18 protein-coding genes are annotated in these 15,092 nt (G+C 70.1%); 7 read left to right on the top strand and 11 right to left on the bottom strand.

Translation table 11 applies throughout. The annotated features are described in order from the left end of the window. Positions 1-105: 105 nt before the first annotated feature. Positions 106-1,548 (bottom strand): PLP-dependent aminotransferase family protein, encoded by a 1,443-nt coding sequence (locus ACH34Q_RS38700; protein WP_395988155.1) that lies wholly within the window; start codon positions 1,546-1,548, stop codon positions 106-108. A 46-nt stretch (positions 1,549-1,594) separates the two neighbouring features. On the opposite strand from ACH34Q_RS38700, the gene ACH34Q_RS38695 reads away from it, so the two are divergent. Next, positions 1,595-2,068, top strand: a complete 474-nt coding sequence (locus ACH34Q_RS38695; protein ID WP_395988154.1) for a carboxymuconolactone decarboxylase family protein — start codon at positions 1,595-1,597, stop codon at positions 2,066-2,068. A gap of 766 nt (positions 2,069-2,834) precedes the next feature. Here the strand turns inward: ACH34Q_RS38695 and ACH34Q_RS38690 are convergent. Next, positions 2,835-3,038 (bottom strand): winged helix-turn-helix transcriptional regulator, encoded by a 204-nt coding sequence (locus ACH34Q_RS38690; protein ID WP_395988153.1) that lies wholly within the window; start codon positions 3,036-3,038, stop codon positions 2,835-2,837. Between the two features lie 117 nt (positions 3,039-3,155). Beyond that, on the bottom strand, positions 3,156-4,334 hold the full coding sequence (locus tag ACH34Q_RS38685; protein ID WP_395988152.1) for an epoxide hydrolase family protein: 1,179 nt from the start codon (positions 4,332-4,334) through the stop codon (positions 3,156-3,158). A gap of 92 nt (positions 4,335-4,426) precedes the next feature. On the opposite strand from ACH34Q_RS38685, the gene ACH34Q_RS38680 reads away from it, so the two are divergent. Next, positions 4,427-5,014: a CGNR zinc finger domain-containing protein gene (locus ACH34Q_RS38680; RefSeq protein WP_395988151.1), complete on the top strand. Its 588-nt coding sequence runs from the start codon at positions 4,427-4,429 to the stop codon at positions 5,012-5,014. Between the two features lie 178 nt (positions 5,015-5,192). Here ACH34Q_RS38680 and ACH34Q_RS38675 read toward each other — a convergent pair whose 3' ends face one another. The 4 genes from ACH34Q_RS38675 to ACH34Q_RS38660 all read right to left on the bottom strand — a co-directional run bounded on the left by ACH34Q_RS38675 (position 5,193) and on the right by ACH34Q_RS38660 (position 7,330). After that, a complete protein-coding gene (locus ACH34Q_RS38675; RefSeq protein WP_395988150.1) occupies positions 5,193-5,519 on the bottom strand; it encodes a DMT family transporter in 327 nt (108 codons plus the stop codon). After that, positions 5,516-5,863: a DMT family transporter gene (locus tag ACH34Q_RS38670; protein ID WP_395988149.1), complete on the bottom strand. Its 348-nt coding sequence runs from the start codon at positions 5,861-5,863 to the stop codon at positions 5,516-5,518. The genes ACH34Q_RS38675 and ACH34Q_RS38670 overlap by 4 nt, the downstream gene beginning before the upstream one ends. Next, entirely contained in the window at positions 5,863-6,408 is a 546-nt protein-coding gene (locus ACH34Q_RS38665; protein WP_395988148.1) for a TetR/AcrR family transcriptional regulator, read from the bottom strand. Before ACH34Q_RS38665 ends, ACH34Q_RS38670 begins: the two co-directional genes overlap by 1 nt. Positions 6,409-6,565: 157 nt before the next feature. Next, on the bottom strand, positions 6,566-7,330 hold the full coding sequence (locus ACH34Q_RS38660) for a class I SAM-dependent methyltransferase (protein ID WP_395988147.1): 765 nt from the start codon (positions 7,328-7,330) through the stop codon (positions 6,566-6,568). A 133-nt stretch (positions 7,331-7,463) separates the two neighbouring features. Between ACH34Q_RS38660 and ACH34Q_RS38655 the strand changes: the two genes are divergently transcribed. Then, on the top strand, positions 7,464-8,075 hold the full coding sequence (locus ACH34Q_RS38655; RefSeq protein ID WP_395988146.1) for a TetR/AcrR family transcriptional regulator: 612 nt from the start codon (positions 7,464-7,466) through the stop codon (positions 8,073-8,075). A 163-nt stretch (positions 8,076-8,238) separates the two neighbouring features. Here ACH34Q_RS38655 and ACH34Q_RS38650 read toward each other — a convergent pair whose 3' ends face one another. Beyond that, positions 8,239-9,174, bottom strand: coding sequence for an NADP-dependent oxidoreductase (locus tag ACH34Q_RS38650; protein ID WP_395988145.1), 936 nt, complete (start codon positions 9,172-9,174; stop codon positions 8,239-8,241). 78 nt (positions 9,175-9,252) lie between these two features. Further along, positions 9,253-10,149 (bottom strand): DODA-type extradiol aromatic ring-opening family dioxygenase, encoded by an 897-nt coding sequence (locus tag ACH34Q_RS38645; RefSeq protein WP_395988144.1) that lies wholly within the window; start codon positions 10,147-10,149, stop codon positions 9,253-9,255. A gap of 122 nt (positions 10,150-10,271) precedes the next feature. On the opposite strand from ACH34Q_RS38645, the gene ACH34Q_RS38640 reads away from it, so the two are divergent. After that, a complete protein-coding gene (locus tag ACH34Q_RS38640; RefSeq protein WP_395988143.1) occupies positions 10,272-10,745 on the top strand; it encodes a MarR family winged helix-turn-helix transcriptional regulator in 474 nt (157 codons plus the stop codon). Between the two features lie 163 nt (positions 10,746-10,908). Then, complete coding sequence (locus tag ACH34Q_RS38635; RefSeq protein ID WP_395988142.1) at positions 10,909-11,640, top strand: HAD family hydrolase; 732 nt, start codon at positions 10,909-10,911, stop codon at positions 11,638-11,640. Positions 11,641-11,752: 112 nt separating this feature from the next. Here ACH34Q_RS38635 and ACH34Q_RS38630 read toward each other — a convergent pair whose 3' ends face one another. Together ACH34Q_RS38630 and ACH34Q_RS38625 are read right to left on the bottom strand one after the other, a co-directional pair. Next, positions 11,753-12,574, bottom strand: a complete 822-nt coding sequence (locus ACH34Q_RS38630; protein WP_395988141.1) for an ABC transporter permease — start codon at positions 12,572-12,574, stop codon at positions 11,753-11,755. Further along, the gene (locus ACH34Q_RS38625; protein ID WP_395988140.1) at positions 12,574-13,515 is read right to left on the bottom strand and encodes an ATP-binding cassette domain-containing protein; all 942 of its coding nucleotides are present in this window, start codon (positions 13,513-13,515) and stop codon (positions 12,574-12,576) included. The genes ACH34Q_RS38630 and ACH34Q_RS38625 overlap by 1 nt, the downstream gene beginning before the upstream one ends. A gap of 85 nt (positions 13,516-13,600) precedes the next feature. Here ACH34Q_RS38625 and ACH34Q_RS38620 point away from each other — a divergent pair, with 85 nt between their 5' ends. Further along, the gene (locus tag ACH34Q_RS38620; protein WP_395988139.1) at positions 13,601-14,344 is read left to right on the top strand and encodes a TetR/AcrR family transcriptional regulator; all 744 of its coding nucleotides are present in this window, start codon (positions 13,601-13,603) and stop codon (positions 14,342-14,344) included. 83 nt (positions 14,345-14,427) lie between these two features. After that, the gene (locus tag ACH34Q_RS38615) at positions 14,428-15,015 is read left to right on the top strand and encodes a TetR/AcrR family transcriptional regulator (protein ID WP_395988138.1); all 588 of its coding nucleotides are present in this window, start codon (positions 14,428-14,430) and stop codon (positions 15,013-15,015) included. Positions 15,016-15,092 lie beyond the last annotated feature (77 nt).

The raw sequence follows: 15,092 nt of genomic DNA, 5'->3' as shown, positions 1-15,092 counted from the left end.
TTCCTGTTCCCCGCGACACTCACCCTGGTCTCCACGAAGTTCGCCGAGGGACGCGAGCGCAACCGGGCGTTCGCGGTGTGGGGCACGGCGGGCGCGGCGCGCGGCTCAGACGTCGGGGGGTGGTGGCAGGGCGCGGCACAGCGCGTCGAGCGCCGGCCGGAAGCGGTGCTCGGGCGGTGTGGCGTACCCCACGACCAGCCCGTCCCGGTGGGGTTGGGGGCTGTCGGGGTGGCGGAACGTCGCCAGTCCGTCGAGGGCCACGCCCATCCAGGTGGCCGCCTTGACGGTGGACGCCTCGGTGCCCGGGGGCAGGCGCAGGACGGCGTGCAGCCCGGCCGCGATTCCGGTCACCGCGACGTGCGGGGCGCGTTCGGCCAGCGTCGCGACGAGCCGGTTGCGGCGGGCGCGATAGCGCTGCCGCATGCGGCGGATGTGCTTGTCGTAGTGCCCAGAGGCGATGAACTCCGCGAGCGCGAGCTGGTCGATGACGCCCGTCCACGCTTCGCGCAACCCCTTGGCCGCGAGCGCAAGGTCGACCAGGTGCGGCGGCAGGACCATCCAGCCGAGCCGGATCGCCGGGGACAGGCTCTTACTGACCGAGCCGATGTAGACCACGTGGTCGGGATCAAGCCCCTGAACGGCGCCCACCGGTTCCCGGTCGTAGCGGAACTCGCCGTCGTAGTCGTCCTCCAGCACCACACCGCCACGACCGCGCGCCCAGTCGACGGCCGCGGCACGGCGCGTCGGATGCAGCGGGCCGCCGGTCGGGAATTGATGAGCGGGAGTGAGCAGAGCAGCACGTGCCCCGCGCCGCGACGAGGTGCCAGGGCGCGACGCCAGTTCCTCGGTCCGCGCGCCCCGTTCATCCAGGCCCAGGGGGATCGTGCGCACTCCGGCGTCGGCCAGAACGCTGCGGTGGAAGGGCAGGCTGTACGGCTCGACAGCCAGCGGCCCAGACAGCACCCCGCCGCCGAACAACAGACGCAGCCCGTGCGCGAACCCGGCGCAGACAACGATCTGGTCTGGTGAAGCAGACACACCACGCGTCCGTGCGAGGTACTCGGCCAGCGCGCGCCGCAGTTCGGGACGCCCCTGAGGGTTGCCGGGGGCGAAGGCGTCATGTGGTGCGGCGGTCACCGCGCGGCGAACGGCCGCGGCCCACGCGGCGCGCGGAAAGGACGTCGCATCCGGCTGCCCCTGCCCCAGGTCGTGGGCGGCGCCGTCCCCACGGCCAGGGGCTTTCCTGGGAACACGTCGCGGCTTGGCAACGACGCGCTCAGCGACCCGGGTGCCGGAACCCTGCCGGGCTGTCAGCCAACCTTCGGCGACCAACTCGGCATACGCGTCCGCGACCGTGTTGCGTGCGACCCCCAGATCCACGGCGAGCGAGCGGTACGGCGGCAGCCGGGTCCCCGGCGCGAGCCGCCCACTGCGCACCGCCTCCCGCAGCGCCGCCGCCACCGCCGCCCGGCGAGGCCCTGTGGGCGATAGCTCAAGATGCAGGTCAGAGCCCGCCTCATGGGCAAAATTGACCCGGGAATCCGGCACCCGAATGCCCCCTTTGATCGGTCTCTCGGGTCCCTAGGCTAACCGCATGACCAACGCCCCCGAGATCTTCCACCCCTCCCGCGTCGACTTCGCCGTTTCCGCGCCGCGCGCGTTCAAAGCCCTCATCGGCTTCGACGCCGCCGCCCGCGACGGGCTGGACCCAGCCCTGGTCGAACTGGTCCAGATCCGCGCGTCCCAGCTCAACGGCTGTGCGTACTGCCTCCACCTGCACACCGCTGACGCACGGAAGGCGGGCGAGAACCAGGAACGCCTGCACATGATCCAGGTGTGGCAGGACGCGACGCACTTCTTCACCCCCGACGAGCAGGCGGCGCTGGCCCTGACCGAAGCCATCACACAGATCACCGACGGCGTCCCCGACGATGTCTACCGGCGTGCCACCGACCACTTCGACGACACCGAACTGGCCCAGCTCATCGCGGTGATCCTGACGATCAACACCTGGAACCGCATCGCCGTCACGACCACCAAGACCCCAGGCACCGACGAACGCCGCTGAGCCGTCGCAGCCCCGGCAACCCCCACCACCAGGCGACACCGGAAACGCCATGCAGCACAGAACGGACGTGCCCAGGCGGGGAGAGGCGTGACACGGAATAGAAACAAGCCAAATTCCGCCACCAGCACCTCGCCAGGGTCACCGCAGACGCTGGCCCAGGCGCCCGACGCCGCACCCGCTGACCTGCGGCTACCTCAGGCGTGGCCCCTTTCTGAGGAAACTCAGACCAGCATGCCTGCGGCAACAAAAGGTGCTGGTCATGGGCTATGACGCTGCGGGGTCGGCGATGTGTCCACTCCGGATGAATGTGGTCAGGGGAGAGGTCCATGAGCATGCCCACATCGCGTTCCTCGAAGGCTCGGAGGCATACGTTCCCGAATGACGGAGCGGCGGTCGGCATCACAAGCTGGGCAAGACTCACACAAACAATTTCCCCGCACCTGGATCGCCGCTCCTTAACGGCGCCCCATGGGGTGCCCTTGCCGACGACTCCTGGTCTGCGCTCGGGGAACCAAGGGTCCCTGCGCTCCCCAGCCATATGAGGCCCAAGAGAGCAGTGCACTTTGAACTGTACCGAGCGATGCACGTTCAGATGTACGTCGACATGAGCAGCCGGAAGAGGCGGCTGGCGGGTTGCCCGTCGCCGTGTCTGCTCCAGAACTCTGGACGGGTCCGACCGAGCGCGGCAGTGGTCACCGAGGCCTGAACCGGGCCCTGGTGGAGACCCGGACGTTCCCCGGCGGCGTACTCCTGACCAGGTACGAGGCTAGGCGCTGAGTACCGGTCCTCGACGCAGCGCCCGTTCCACGGCACGGGAACGGTCGGCGCGGATCTCGTCGTGGTGGTCGGCCGCCCAACCGATCAGCTGCATGACGATCTCGTTCAGGCCGCCGTCCAGCGGGGCGAGCGCGTACTCGACGCGCGGTGGCACCTCGGCGTAGGCGGTACGGCTGCACGAAACCGCGACCACCCCGAGGCCGTCTTCAACGCCTGACCGGCCGACTCACCCCGTACTTGTGCTCCAGAGCGCCCGCCCCGACATCCCAGGATCTCCGGACTGGTTCCGAGTTCCGGTACCCAGCCGCGTTCACCGATGAGCGGCCAGTACTGCCGCGAGGCCTTCTTGTAGATCCTTGACGAAATACTCGGGTACCTCCAGCGACGGGAAATGTCCCCCGGCTTCGGGCGTCCTCCATCGGACGATCTGCCGGTACCGCTCCTGTGCCCACGGGCGCGGACACTTCTCGACGTCGCGGGGATACATGGTGAGTGCTGACGGGACGTCGACCCGAAGTTCGGGGTCCAGCGAGTTGTGGCTTTCGTAGTAGATGCGGGCCGCCGATGCGCCGGTCCGCGTCAGCCAATACAGGGTGACGTCGTCAAGGAGGCGGTCTCTGGAGATCGTCTCGAACGGGCTGTCGTCGGTATCTGTCCACTCGGCGAACTTGTCCAGGATCCAGGCGAGAAGCCCGACCGGTGAGTCGACGAGTGAGTAGCCGATGGTCTGCGGTCGGGTCGCCTGCAGCTTCGCGTACGCCGCGCGGTGGTGCCAGAAATCGCGGGTTTCCTCGGTCCACGTGCGCTCGACCGCCGTCAGCCCGTCCGTTGTCAACCCGGGTGGCGCCTCCGCGAACGTCGTGTGGATGCCGAGAACGTGCGCCGGGAACCTGCCGCCGAGAACCGTGGTGATATTACCTCCCCAGTCGCCGCCGTGGGCCGCGAATTTGCTGTAGCCGAGTCTTCCCATCAGTTCCACCCATGCGGCCGCGATCTTTTCGGTTCCCCATCCGGTGGTGGCCGGCCTGTCGCTGTAACCAAAGCCTGGTAGCGATGGAACCACGACATGGAACGCCGGCGCGTCCGCATCTTTCGGATCCGCCAACTCGTCCACTACATCGATGAACCGGGCAATGCTGTCCGGCCAGCCGTGCGTCAAGATCAGGGGAGTGGCATCCGCCCGCGCGGAACGGCGGTGCAGGAAGTGGATTCCCAGACCGTCAATGGTCGTGCGGAACTGGCCGATACCGTTAAGGCGCTCCTCGAACGACCGCCAGTTGTAACCGGTGCGCCAGTAGTTCACGACATCGACGAGGTCGGCGAGAGGAACGCCCTGTTCCCATCGGCGAGGGTCAGGTGCGGCGCGATGGACCGTCTCGGCTTCCGGGAGCCGCGCCGCGGTCAGCCGCGCGCGCAGATCGTCGAGGTCGGCGTCGGTCGCGTGGGCTTCGAATGCTTGCACGTCGCTGCTTGGACGCTGTGCGGGCATGAGACCTCCTGGTCATCGTGGAACCGGTCTGGAACCGGCTAAGACGGTTCTAGCATGTCCGATTTCAGTGTGCAACCTGCTAAGCTGGTTCCATGCGGACCCGGTTGCCTGACTTTCGTCTCGGTAACGTGCTGGCGACCAGCTTCACGGCGACTCTGACGGAGCGTTGTGGCGACGCTGTGGAGCGCATTCCCACGCCGCAGCGACTCGTCGACTGGCTGGCAGTGAACGGCCTGGCCGTGGAGTCCTGCACCGCCGCCCAGCTCGAACTCGCTCGGGAACTGAGAGAATCGATTCACGCCGCCGCGACAGCGGCCGCGATCCGAGACGCTCTCCCTGCGCCTGCTATCCAAATCATCAATGACTGCAGCATCCAGGGGCGGGCCGCGGCTATCCTGACGCCCGAGGGCGATCGTCAATGGCGTCTTAGTCCGGCTTCCTGCGTAGAAGATGCCCTTAGCGTGATCGCCGCCGACGCGATCAGCGTCATCGCAGGTGAACGAGACGGAAAATTGGCCTTGTGTGCATCGCCGACCTGCCGAGCCGCCTTCTTCGATACCAGTCAAAGTCGCACCCGCAAATGGTGTGACATGAACACGTGCGGTAACCGTCAGAAGAAGGCGCGCTTCAACGCCAATCAGCGCAAGAACGAGACTGCCGCACGGACGGGTGTCATCTGATCTGGCTTGCCGCTGGGCGCGTCCGAGGTGGGTTCGAGCGGACTTCTCCGCCACGACCGGGGAGCGCTTGTCGTTCGGGTCGGTCGGTCGGCGGGAACGCCGCCGACGTCTCGCGGACGGCGGCCTGGAGGTCGAACAACCCGCCTGACCCGCTGCAGGACCAGGATGGCCCGGACGGTCAGTGGGCCGCGCCGAGTTCGATGACCAGGACTCCCGCGGCGATCAGGACGATGCCCAGGCCCATGACCTTGGTGAGCGCTTCCTTGAACAGCACGCGTGAGGCCAGCGCAGTCAGGGCGACGCCGAGGGCGGCCCAGATTCCGTAGGCGACGCCGAGCGCCATGCCGCCGCTCAGGGTGAGGGTGAGGAAGGCGAAAGCGACCAGGTAGCCCACACCCACGGCCGCGAACCAGGCCTTGTGCCCGCCGGGGCGGGCGGCCATGCGCAGGGACAGGGTGGCGGCGACTTCGGAGATGATCGCCCCGATCAGGCTGAGCCAGGTCATGACGGGTTTCCTTCCTGGGCGGGGCGGGCCTTGTGGCCGAGTTCCACGCACAGGACTCCGGCGATGACCAGGACGATGCCGATGCCCATGACGAGAGTGAGCGCGTCACCGAAGAAGACGGTGGCCAGGACGGCGGTCAGGGCGACGCCCACGGCGCCCCAGATGCCGTAGGCGACGCCGAGCGGCAGGCCGGCACGCAGGGCCAGGCCGAGGGAGGTGAACGAGCCGATGTAGCCGGCGGCCACCAGCACGTACCAGGCCGGGTGGTCCAGCGCGGCGCGCAGCGACAGCGTGCCGGTCACTTCGAGCAGGATCGCCACCAGCAGCGGCAGCCACTTCTTCATCAGGACGTCTCGTCTTTCATGAGGTGATCGGCGATCGCGAGTACACGAGCGCGGTCGGCTTCGGGGACGGGGAAGACACCCGTGGCGGCGGCCGTCCAGTAGCCGTCGGCGAGCAGCCGTGCGGCCGTCAGCCGGGCCCTGTCGGGCTCGGGCAGGCCGCCGGGCACGGTCAGCCACGGCTCGAACCGGCGCACCCAGGTATCGGTCAGGGCGTCGCGGTAGACGGCGTCGGAGAAGATCGCGAAGTCCGCTCGGTCGAACCGCTCCGTCAGGGCGACCTCGACGTAGGCGCGGATCCGCTGGTACGGCGAGGCGGACTCCAGGGGCCCGTCCAGGCGGGCGAGCAAAAGGAGTTCCCACCGCTCCGCGACGTACTCCACGACGCCGAGCATCAACGCCTCCTTGGTCGCGAAGTGGTACATCAGCCCGGGCTTGGTCAACCCGGCCTGCCGTGCGGCGGCGTCCAGGGTGATCGTGCCGCCGCCTTCGACGCGCAGCAGTTCCAGAGCGCCCTGCAGGATGCGTTCTCGCTTGTTGGTTCCCACGCCCCTAGCTTTACCATCCGGAAGGTAAAGTACCCAAAGGCTGGGCAAATCTCACCAAGGCGCCTCTCCGTCTCCCGGCGCCTGCGGCGGTGATGACGCCGGCATCGGCGATGAAGACCTGGATCTGACCCACTGCCCACAGAGCGAGAGTGGGCGTTCAGGAGGTACCGGCGCGTACGGCGGTCGTGGCCAGGGTGGTGTAGTTCATCGTGAAGCGGCCGCCCAGGGAGTCGATGGCGGCCCCGACCGCGTCCAGTATCTCGGCCACTTGGCCTGGACGGAGCCGGGTGAGGCCGCCGGTGGTGGGGAGCAGGTCCAGCCATTGGTCGCGCGTGTAGGACTGCTCCCAGTCGAATCGCCACTGCTCGGGATCGTTGAACCGCTCGGTCTCGCGGATCTGGTCGGCGACCTTGGCGTATGCCGCCCGGTAGAGGTCGTGCGGACGCTGGGCCGGTTGGCCGTTGAACGGGGAGTCGGGCGCCGCCCGCCGGAGGGCGGCGGCGAACGGCTCGGCCACCTCGGCGGGCGGCTCGTACACGTGCCCGAATATCGCCAGCCGTCCCCCCGGACGCAGCACATGTGCCGCCTTCACGGCGCCGGCGACCGGATCCACCCAGTGCCATGACTGGGCGGCGATGACCGCGTCGTACATCCGGCCGGCGGGCTGCCAGGCTTCGAAGGTCGCCACCTCGACCCGCAGGTCGCGGGCTCGCGCGACGTCGGCCATCCGCGCATCGGGCTCGATGCCGAGCACGGCGCAGCCGGCGGCCTGGAACCGGCGCGCTGCGATGCCGGTACCGCAGCCGACGTCGAGCACGTCGGGCCCGGGGCTCCCGGCGACGATCCGCGCCACCAGCGCCTCGGGGTAGCCGGGCCGGGCCTGGTCGTAGCGTTGCGCGTCCGCGCCGAACGACTCGGCCATCCGGCGGGCCCTGTGCGGCTCCGCCGGGGACGGTTCCGGTTGCTCTCGCGCTATTATGGGCATGTGCCCACCTTAATGGGCGCTCGCCCACTGGGCAACGGATGCCGGCGGGTCGACGCGAGAGGATCTGTGGATGCCGACTGGGGTGCACCTTCGCGATGCGCGGCAGCGGCTGTTCGACGCTGCCGAACGCGTGCTCCTGCGCGACGGGCCGAACGGGCTGACCAGCCGTGCCGTCACCGACGAGGCGGGCTGCGCCAAAGGCGTCCTGCACCGGCACTTCCCCGACTTCGACGCCTTCCTCACCGACCTGGTGCTCGACCGGGCCGCGCGGCTCGAGACGCAGGCGAGGGCACTGCGCGAGTCCGCCGGCACCGGCACGGTGGCCGGCAACCTCACCTGCGCGCTGACCACCGTGTTCGGACCGATTCCGGTGGCGATCATCCCGCTCATCACCTTCCGGGACGAGCTGCGCGCGCGGCTGCGGCGAGCCAGGCCCGGCGGCGGCATCGCGATCCTCGCCCAGGCCACGACCGCGATCTCCGCCTATCTGGCCGACGAGCGTGACCTGGGCCGCATCGCGGCCGATGCCGACATCGACTCGCTCACCCTGTCCCTGGTCGGCGGCGGGCATCTCCTGTTCGCGGACCGCGACCCCGGCCCGCCGGCCCCGGCGGTCGTCGGCAAGTTCGTGACCGCCGCCATCGCCGACGCCGTGCAACGACGACCGACCCAGGGCCCCTGAGCGTCGGCGAACGGTCTGATCCCTACATGCCCGGCCAAGGTGCATGCGGGGTCTGCCGCATGGCCGCGCCGGCGCCGGCGGGGTCGCGGGTGCGGCCCGCCGTCGAACCTCCGGGCCGCCCGCCGGCCGGAGAGTCAACGGCGGGCGGCCCGGTCGGGTGCGGTCAGGGAGCGAGCATGACCGTCTTGCCGGGCAGCCGCCCGGCGCCGGCGTCCTCGTGCACGGCGGCCAGTTCGGTCACCGGGCGATGGGCGGTGACGTGCAGCCGGATCTTGCCGGCGTCCACCTTGGCGACCAGCTCGGTCAGCTGGGCTCCGTCGCTGCGGACCCACAGGCCGGCGCAGCGCACCCCCCGGGCGGGGTCCTCGGGAATCGGGCCGGCCGTGCTGGCGCCGGCCCCGCCGTCGGCGACGTAGTCCGTCAGCTGCGCGAGCTCCTCCGGGGAGACGCGCACATGGTTCACCACGACCTGGAACCGGCCGCCCACGGCGGCCGGACCCGCGGCGAGGTCGAGGGGACCGATGACCCGGTCCGCACCGTAGCCGCGAAGGCGGTCGGCGTGCTGCGGCGCGTCCACCGCGGTCACGTGCGCTCCCGCGTCGACGGCGAGCTGCACCACGAGACTGCCCACCGCGCCCCCCGCCCCGTTCACCAGGACGGTCTGTCCCGGCTTCAGCTCGGCGAGCTCGAACACCGTCTGCCAGGCCGCCAGGCCGGTCAGCGGCAGCGCCGCGGCGTCGGCCAGTTCGGTGGACCGGGGCGCCGGGGCCAGGGACTCGGCCGGGACGAGCACGTACTCGGCGGCGCCGCCGGCGGAGTCGAGGGGCAGCATCGCCACGACCCGGTCGCCGGCCTTCAGGCCTGTCACGTCCGCGCCGAGTTCGGCGACGGTGCCCGCCAGGTCGATCCCCGGCACGTACGGGAGAGTGATCGGGAGCATCTCGGCCATGACACCGGCGCGGATGTGGTCGTCGACCGGGTTGAACGACGTGGCCGCCACCCGTACCAGCACCTGCCCGGCGCCGGGGACCGGACGGTCGACGTCCTCGTAGCGCAGGACCTCGCTGCCGCCGAACTCGTGAAAACGCATTGCCTTCATGGCATTCCTTCAGGGTGTAGTGATGTCGTCGCAAAGGGATGAGGCGATCAGGCGGGAAGGTGGAGCGCGTCCAGGCGCTCAGGTCAGTTGGACCGACCGGGTGGAGTTGCCCATCACCATGCGGTCGATGGCGCTCACGGCGCTGCCGGGGTCGTCGGCGGCGCCGACGGTGAGCAGCAGCGGGACGAAGTGCTCGGCCGTCGGATGGGCGACCGCGGCGCCGGGTGCCTTGGTGCGGTAGTCGGTGAGGGCGTCGGCGTCGCCCCGGGCGAGGGCGTCGACGGCCCATGCGTCGAAGGCCGTGGTGTCGGCGGCGAGCTCCGGCCGGTGGAAGACGGCGAAGCTGTGCGTCATGAAGCCCGAGCCGAGAACGAGGATGCCTTCTTCGCGCAGGGGCCGCAGGCGTGCCCCGAGCTCGAGCAGAGCACCCGGGTCGAGGCTGGGCATTGACAGCTGCACGACCGGGACGTCGGCCGCCGGATACATGGCCATGAGCGGGATGAAGGCGCCGTGGTCGAGGCCGCGGCCGGCGAACTCGTGCACCGGCGTTCTGCCCAGCAGGCCCGTGAGTCGCCGAGCCAGGTCGGTGGCGTCCGGGGTCGCGTAGGGCAGGGTCTTGTAGCGAGGGTCGAAGCCGCTGAAATCGTAGTAGAGCGGGGTGTCGGCCCCGGCTGCGGATATCGCGACCGGTGCCCGTTCCCAGTGGGCCGAGATGACGACGATGGCCCGGGGCTTGGGCATCGACCGGGCCCAGTCGAACAGGTCGCCGAGCCACTGCGGGTCGTCGAGGGTGAACGGCGCCCCGTGGCTGACGAACAGGCTGGGCAGCGGCCCGTCGGAGGGGGTCCACACCCGCTGCTCCCGCGCCTGTGGCAGGACCCGGGCAAGGAGGTCGTCATAGGCGGCGGCCGGTGTGCGCGACCGGAAGGGGGAAGCCGGGCCGTTCAGGGAGGCCAGGCCGCTCGTGGTGGTCATCCAGATCAACTCCTTAACTTGCCTAGGCAAGTATTTTTACTTGCCTAGGCAACTGAAAAGGTAGCCCATGAGACTTGCCTAGGCAAGTGACGCGAGTTGCCTGGGCAAGTATGATGAGGCTCATGGACACCCAGTCACCGTGGCTCGACGACGACCAGCAGGACCTGTGGCAGGCACTACTCACCGTCGTCATCGCCCTCCCCGCGGCCCTCGACCGCCAGCTGCAGCGAGACGCCGGCATCTCCAACTTCGAGTACGGGGTCCTGGCCCGGCTGTCCATGGCCGACGAGGCCACGATGCGGCTCAGCGACCTGGCCCGGGGCTGCGACAGCACCCAGCCGCGCATGACGAAGGTGATGGACCGCTTCGAGGCCCGCGACTGGGTCGCCCGCCGGCCCGACCCCGGCGACGGCCGGTACACCCTCGCCACCCTGACCGACGCCGGCCGGCGCAAGCTCGTCGAGAGCGCACCCGAACACGTCGCGCAGGTGAAGCGGCTCGTGTTCGATCCGCTCAGCGCCGCTCAGCGCCGCCACCTCGGGGCCGCACTCACTCGCATCGCCGCTACCGCACGCCGGGAACTCGAAGGAGGCTGAGCACCGAGCTCGAGCAGGGTCTTCCGCCAGCGGTGATCGGACCGGTCTCCTCGACGGCCTCGCGCAAGACCGCGCGCGTTCCGGTACCTCACCTGACCGGCGGGAGGCGCCGTCCGGGTTCATCGGCTGGCGTCGGGGCCGAGCGCCACGAGATGATCGCCCCATGGCCGATGTGGTCTTCTTCGATCTGGACGGCACCCTGGTCGATCATCGAAGCGCGGTCTGGGAAGCGATCGGACAGATCGTCCAGGCCTCGCCGAACGCGACGGCTCCACCGGAGGAACTGCTGACGTTGTGGTGGACGCTTGAGGGGCGCCACATGCGGGAGTACCTGGCCGGTCAGTGCTCCTTCGCCGAGCACCACCGGCGCAGGCTCCGTTCCTTCCTGCCGATGCTCGGCGAGCCGGTTCCGGAGAGTCCCCTCCTTCTGGACGCCTGGATCACCGAGCGCTACCTCACGGTGTTCGGGGAGTCCTGGCGGTGCTATCCCGATGTCCAGCCCTGCCTGGAAAACCTGAAACGGCTTCCTCGAGGACCGCGCCTGGCCGTTCTCACCAACGGGGACCCCGGGCAGCAGCGTGCCAAGCTCGCCCGTTTCGGCCTCCTGGACTACTTCGAAGCCGTCCTGACCCCGACCGAGCTCGGTGTGACCAAGCCCCTCGCCTACGCCACCGCCTGCCAGTGGATGCGGACGGATCCAGCGCAGGCGGTCAACGTGGGCGACATGCTGGAAAGCGACGTGAACGCGGCCGCCCTCGCCGGGCTCACCGGCATCTGGCTGGACCGCGGCGTCGACTTCGTCACCGGTGGACCGTCTCCGGCGGCGGACGGGACGGTGCTCCGCATCGAACGGCTCACCGACCTCCCCGGCCACCTGTCATGTACGAGCGCCTGACCGGCTCTCACGAACCCGCGTGCTTCGAGGCGGAGTATCCGTGCTCGGCGCCCGACGACGATCAGGTGGAGGCCGCTTACCGGCCGGTGACCCGGCCCGCCGGGCCCGGCGTTCACCGTCCCCTGCGCTTGTAGGTACGGATCGACAGCGGAACGAACACCACCAGCAGCGCGGCCGACCAGAGCAGGACGGCGGCCACCGGGTGCGCGAGCGGCCAGGCGACGTCACCGGACGGCACACCCGGATTGCCGAACAGCCCCCGGGTGGCGGCGGTGATCGCGCTCACCGGGTTCCAATCGGCCAGGAACCGCAACCACCCCGGCATACCGTCGGTCGGGACGAACGAGTTGGACAGCATCGTGAACGGCAGGAACAGCGGCACCATCTGGTCGGCGGCCTGCTCGTTCTTCACCACCAGGCCCACATAGACGCCCACCCAGCTCAGCGCGTACCGCAGCACGATCAGAAGCAGGAACGCCTCGGCGGCGGGGATCAGGCCGCGGTGCGGCTGCCATCCCACCAGCAGGCCCGCCCCCGCCATGACGGCCATCGACAGCACGCCGGCCAGCAGGTCGGCTCCGGTCTGCCCGAACGGCACCGCCGACCGCGCCATCGGCATGGAGCGGAACCGGTCCATCACGCCGCGGGAGGCGTCGGAGGCCACCCGCATCATGACCGACATGACCGCCGTGAAGGTCACCATCGAGAACAGGCCCGGCATGAGGTACTCGCGGTAGTCGCCGCCGCCCGGCACCTGGATCGCGCTGCCGAACACGTACCCGAACAGCACCACCATGATGGCCGGGAAGACCAGCATGCCGACGAGCTCGCCGGGCTCCTGCCGCACCCGTCCCAGCTCGCGGCCGACCAGGGTCAGCCCGTCGGTGAACGTCCAGCGCAGGCGGCCGCCCGTCGGCGGGTTCAGGGTGGTCATCAGAGGAGTTCCTTCCGGTCGGTGAGGCGCAGGAACACCTCGTCGAGAGTGGGGCGGCGCAGGCTGACGTCGGCCGCGGTGACCCCGGCGCGGTCGAGCTCGCGCACGATGTCGGCGAGCCGGTGACGGCCGGCGGGCAGGGCGACGCTGAGCCGGTCGGGGCCCGTCATCGTGGGATCGGCCCCGGCCATGGCGTTCAGCGCCGTCGCCGCCGGACGTATCGCGGCGGGGTCTTCGAGGACGACGTCGAGGCGGTCTCCGATCGTGGCCTTCAGCTCGTCGGGCGTGCCCGTGGCGATGACCCGCCCGTGGTCGATGACGGCGATGTCGTCGGCCAGCCGGTCGGCCTCGTCCAGGTACTGCGTGGTGAGCAGCACCGTGGTGCCGTCCGCCACCAGCCCGCGGACGCTGTCCCAGATCTCGCCGCGGCTGCGCGGGTCCAGGCCGGTGGTCGGCTCGTCCAGGAAGAGCACCTCCGGGCGCAGGATGAGGCTGGCGATCAGGTCGAGGCGGCGCCGCATGCCGCCGGAGTAGCCGGTGACCTGGCGGTCGGCGGCGTCCATCAGGCCGAAGCGTTCGAGCAGCTCGTCGGCCCGCCGGTGCGCCTCGCGCCGGGACAGGTGGTAGAGGCGCCCGAACATGCGCAGGTTGTCGCGGCCGGTGAGCTTCTCGTCCACGGCGGCGTACTGGCCCGCGAGCCCGATCCTGGCCCGCACATGGTCGGGCTCGCGGACGACGTCGTACCCGGCGATGCGGGCGTGCCCGGCATCGGGATCGGACAGGGTCGCCAGGACGCGCACCGCGGTCGTCTTGCCCGCGCCGTTCGGGCCGAGCACGCCGCAGACCGTTCCTCTCGGGACGCTCAGGTCCAGGCCCCGCAGCGCCTGGGTGTCGCCGAAGGACTTGTGCAGCCCCTCGGCGACCACGATCGGATCGGCCATCATGCCTCCACTGGGTATGTTGTACGCAGTTATAACGGTCAGGCTAAGTTACTGGGTACTATGTACGCAAGTGGGAGGTGGAACGGTGACCGACGCCGAGTACGTGAGCATCTGGATGCGGCCCGAGCGCCCGGCCCGCGGGCCGAAGCCGGCCTACAGCCGCGCGCAGATCACCGAGGCGGCGGTCCGGATCGCCGACGCCGAGGGGCTGGAGGCCGCCACCATGCGGCGGATCGCCGCCGAGATCGGCGCGGGCGCGATGTCGCTCTACCGGTACGTCCCGAGCCGCGACGACCTCATCGAACTCGTGGCCGACCGGCTGATGGGCGAGATCGACCTGGAGGGAGTGCCCTCCGGCGACTGGCGCGCGGATCTGGCGCACTACGCCGACGAGTGGCGGGCGATGTGGCTGCGGCATCCGTGGGCCACCACCGTGCACCGGTCGCTCCCCAGCTTCGGCCCCAACCAGCTGCGCGTGATCGAACGGGTGATGGGAGCCCTCGACGCCCACGTCCCCATCGACGACAACCTCAGCCTCATGGGCCTGCTGAACGGCTACGTCGAAAGCTCCGTCCGCGAGGAGGTCGGCTGGGCCGAGGAGGTCCGCCGCAGCGGGCTCACCGAGGCGGACTGGATGGCGCGCAGTTCCCCGTACGTGCACCGGCTGCTGGAGAGCGGGGAGTACCCGGTCTTCACCAAGATCGTGATGGAGGCGCGCGGGCCGCACCTGAGCCGCGACGACCAGTTCCGGTACGGGCTGGAGCGCGTCCTCGACTGCATCGCCGCGGCCATCCGGTCAGCGGTCGAGCCCCCGGTGGGGGCGCCCTGACGGCCTCCCCGGAGATGTCCTGGCAGGCCGACGGGCACCGGTGAGGGTAACGCGTACTTTTTCGTACGAGTTAGACTGGCGGCATGCCCACCGCAGCCGGTCCTCGCCGTCGCGCCGACGCCGAACGCAGCATCGCCCGCATCCTTTCCGCCGCCAGGGACAGCCTGAGCAGGGATCCCAACGCGAACATCGACGAGATCGCCAAGGCCGCCGGAGTGGGCCGGATGACCCTGTACGGCCACTTCCGCACCCGCGCGGAGCTGATCGAGGCGGCACTGGCGGACGCACTGGACGCCGGCGAGAAGGTGCTGTCAGCCGTCGATCTCACCGGGGACGCCCGAGAAGCCCTGACCAGGCTCCTCACGTCCAGTTGGTCCCTGGTGGCCGAATCCACGGCGCTGCTGACGGCGGCCCAGGGCGTCCTTCCCGCCGAGGACATCCGCCGGCTGCACGCCGAGCCCGCCGAACGGGTCGAGCAGCTCATCCGCCGCGGTCAGGACGAAGGCGTGTTCCGCACCGATCTGCCGATCACCTGGCTGGTCAACGTCGTCCACTACGTCCTGCAAGGCGCCGCGCAGGACAGCCGTGCCCACGGGGTGGAGGAAGAGGAAGCCGCCCGGATCGTCACCGCAACGGTCCAGTCGATCCTGACCCCGCCTTGCGGGGGTTGAGGCGTTCGGCGATCCGCAGGGCCGTCGGCGCCGTGGCCGATGAGGCGGCGTGGCCGCTGGTCCCGAGCCCCTACCGC

This window comes from Actinomadura sp. 9N407 (assembly GCF_044326315.1).
Lineage (GTDB): Bacteria > Actinomycetota > Actinomycetes > Streptosporangiales > Streptosporangiaceae > Spirillospora.
The sequence above is the reverse complement of the archived record's forward strand: the minus strand, read 5'-3'. Positions and strand labels throughout refer to the sequence as shown.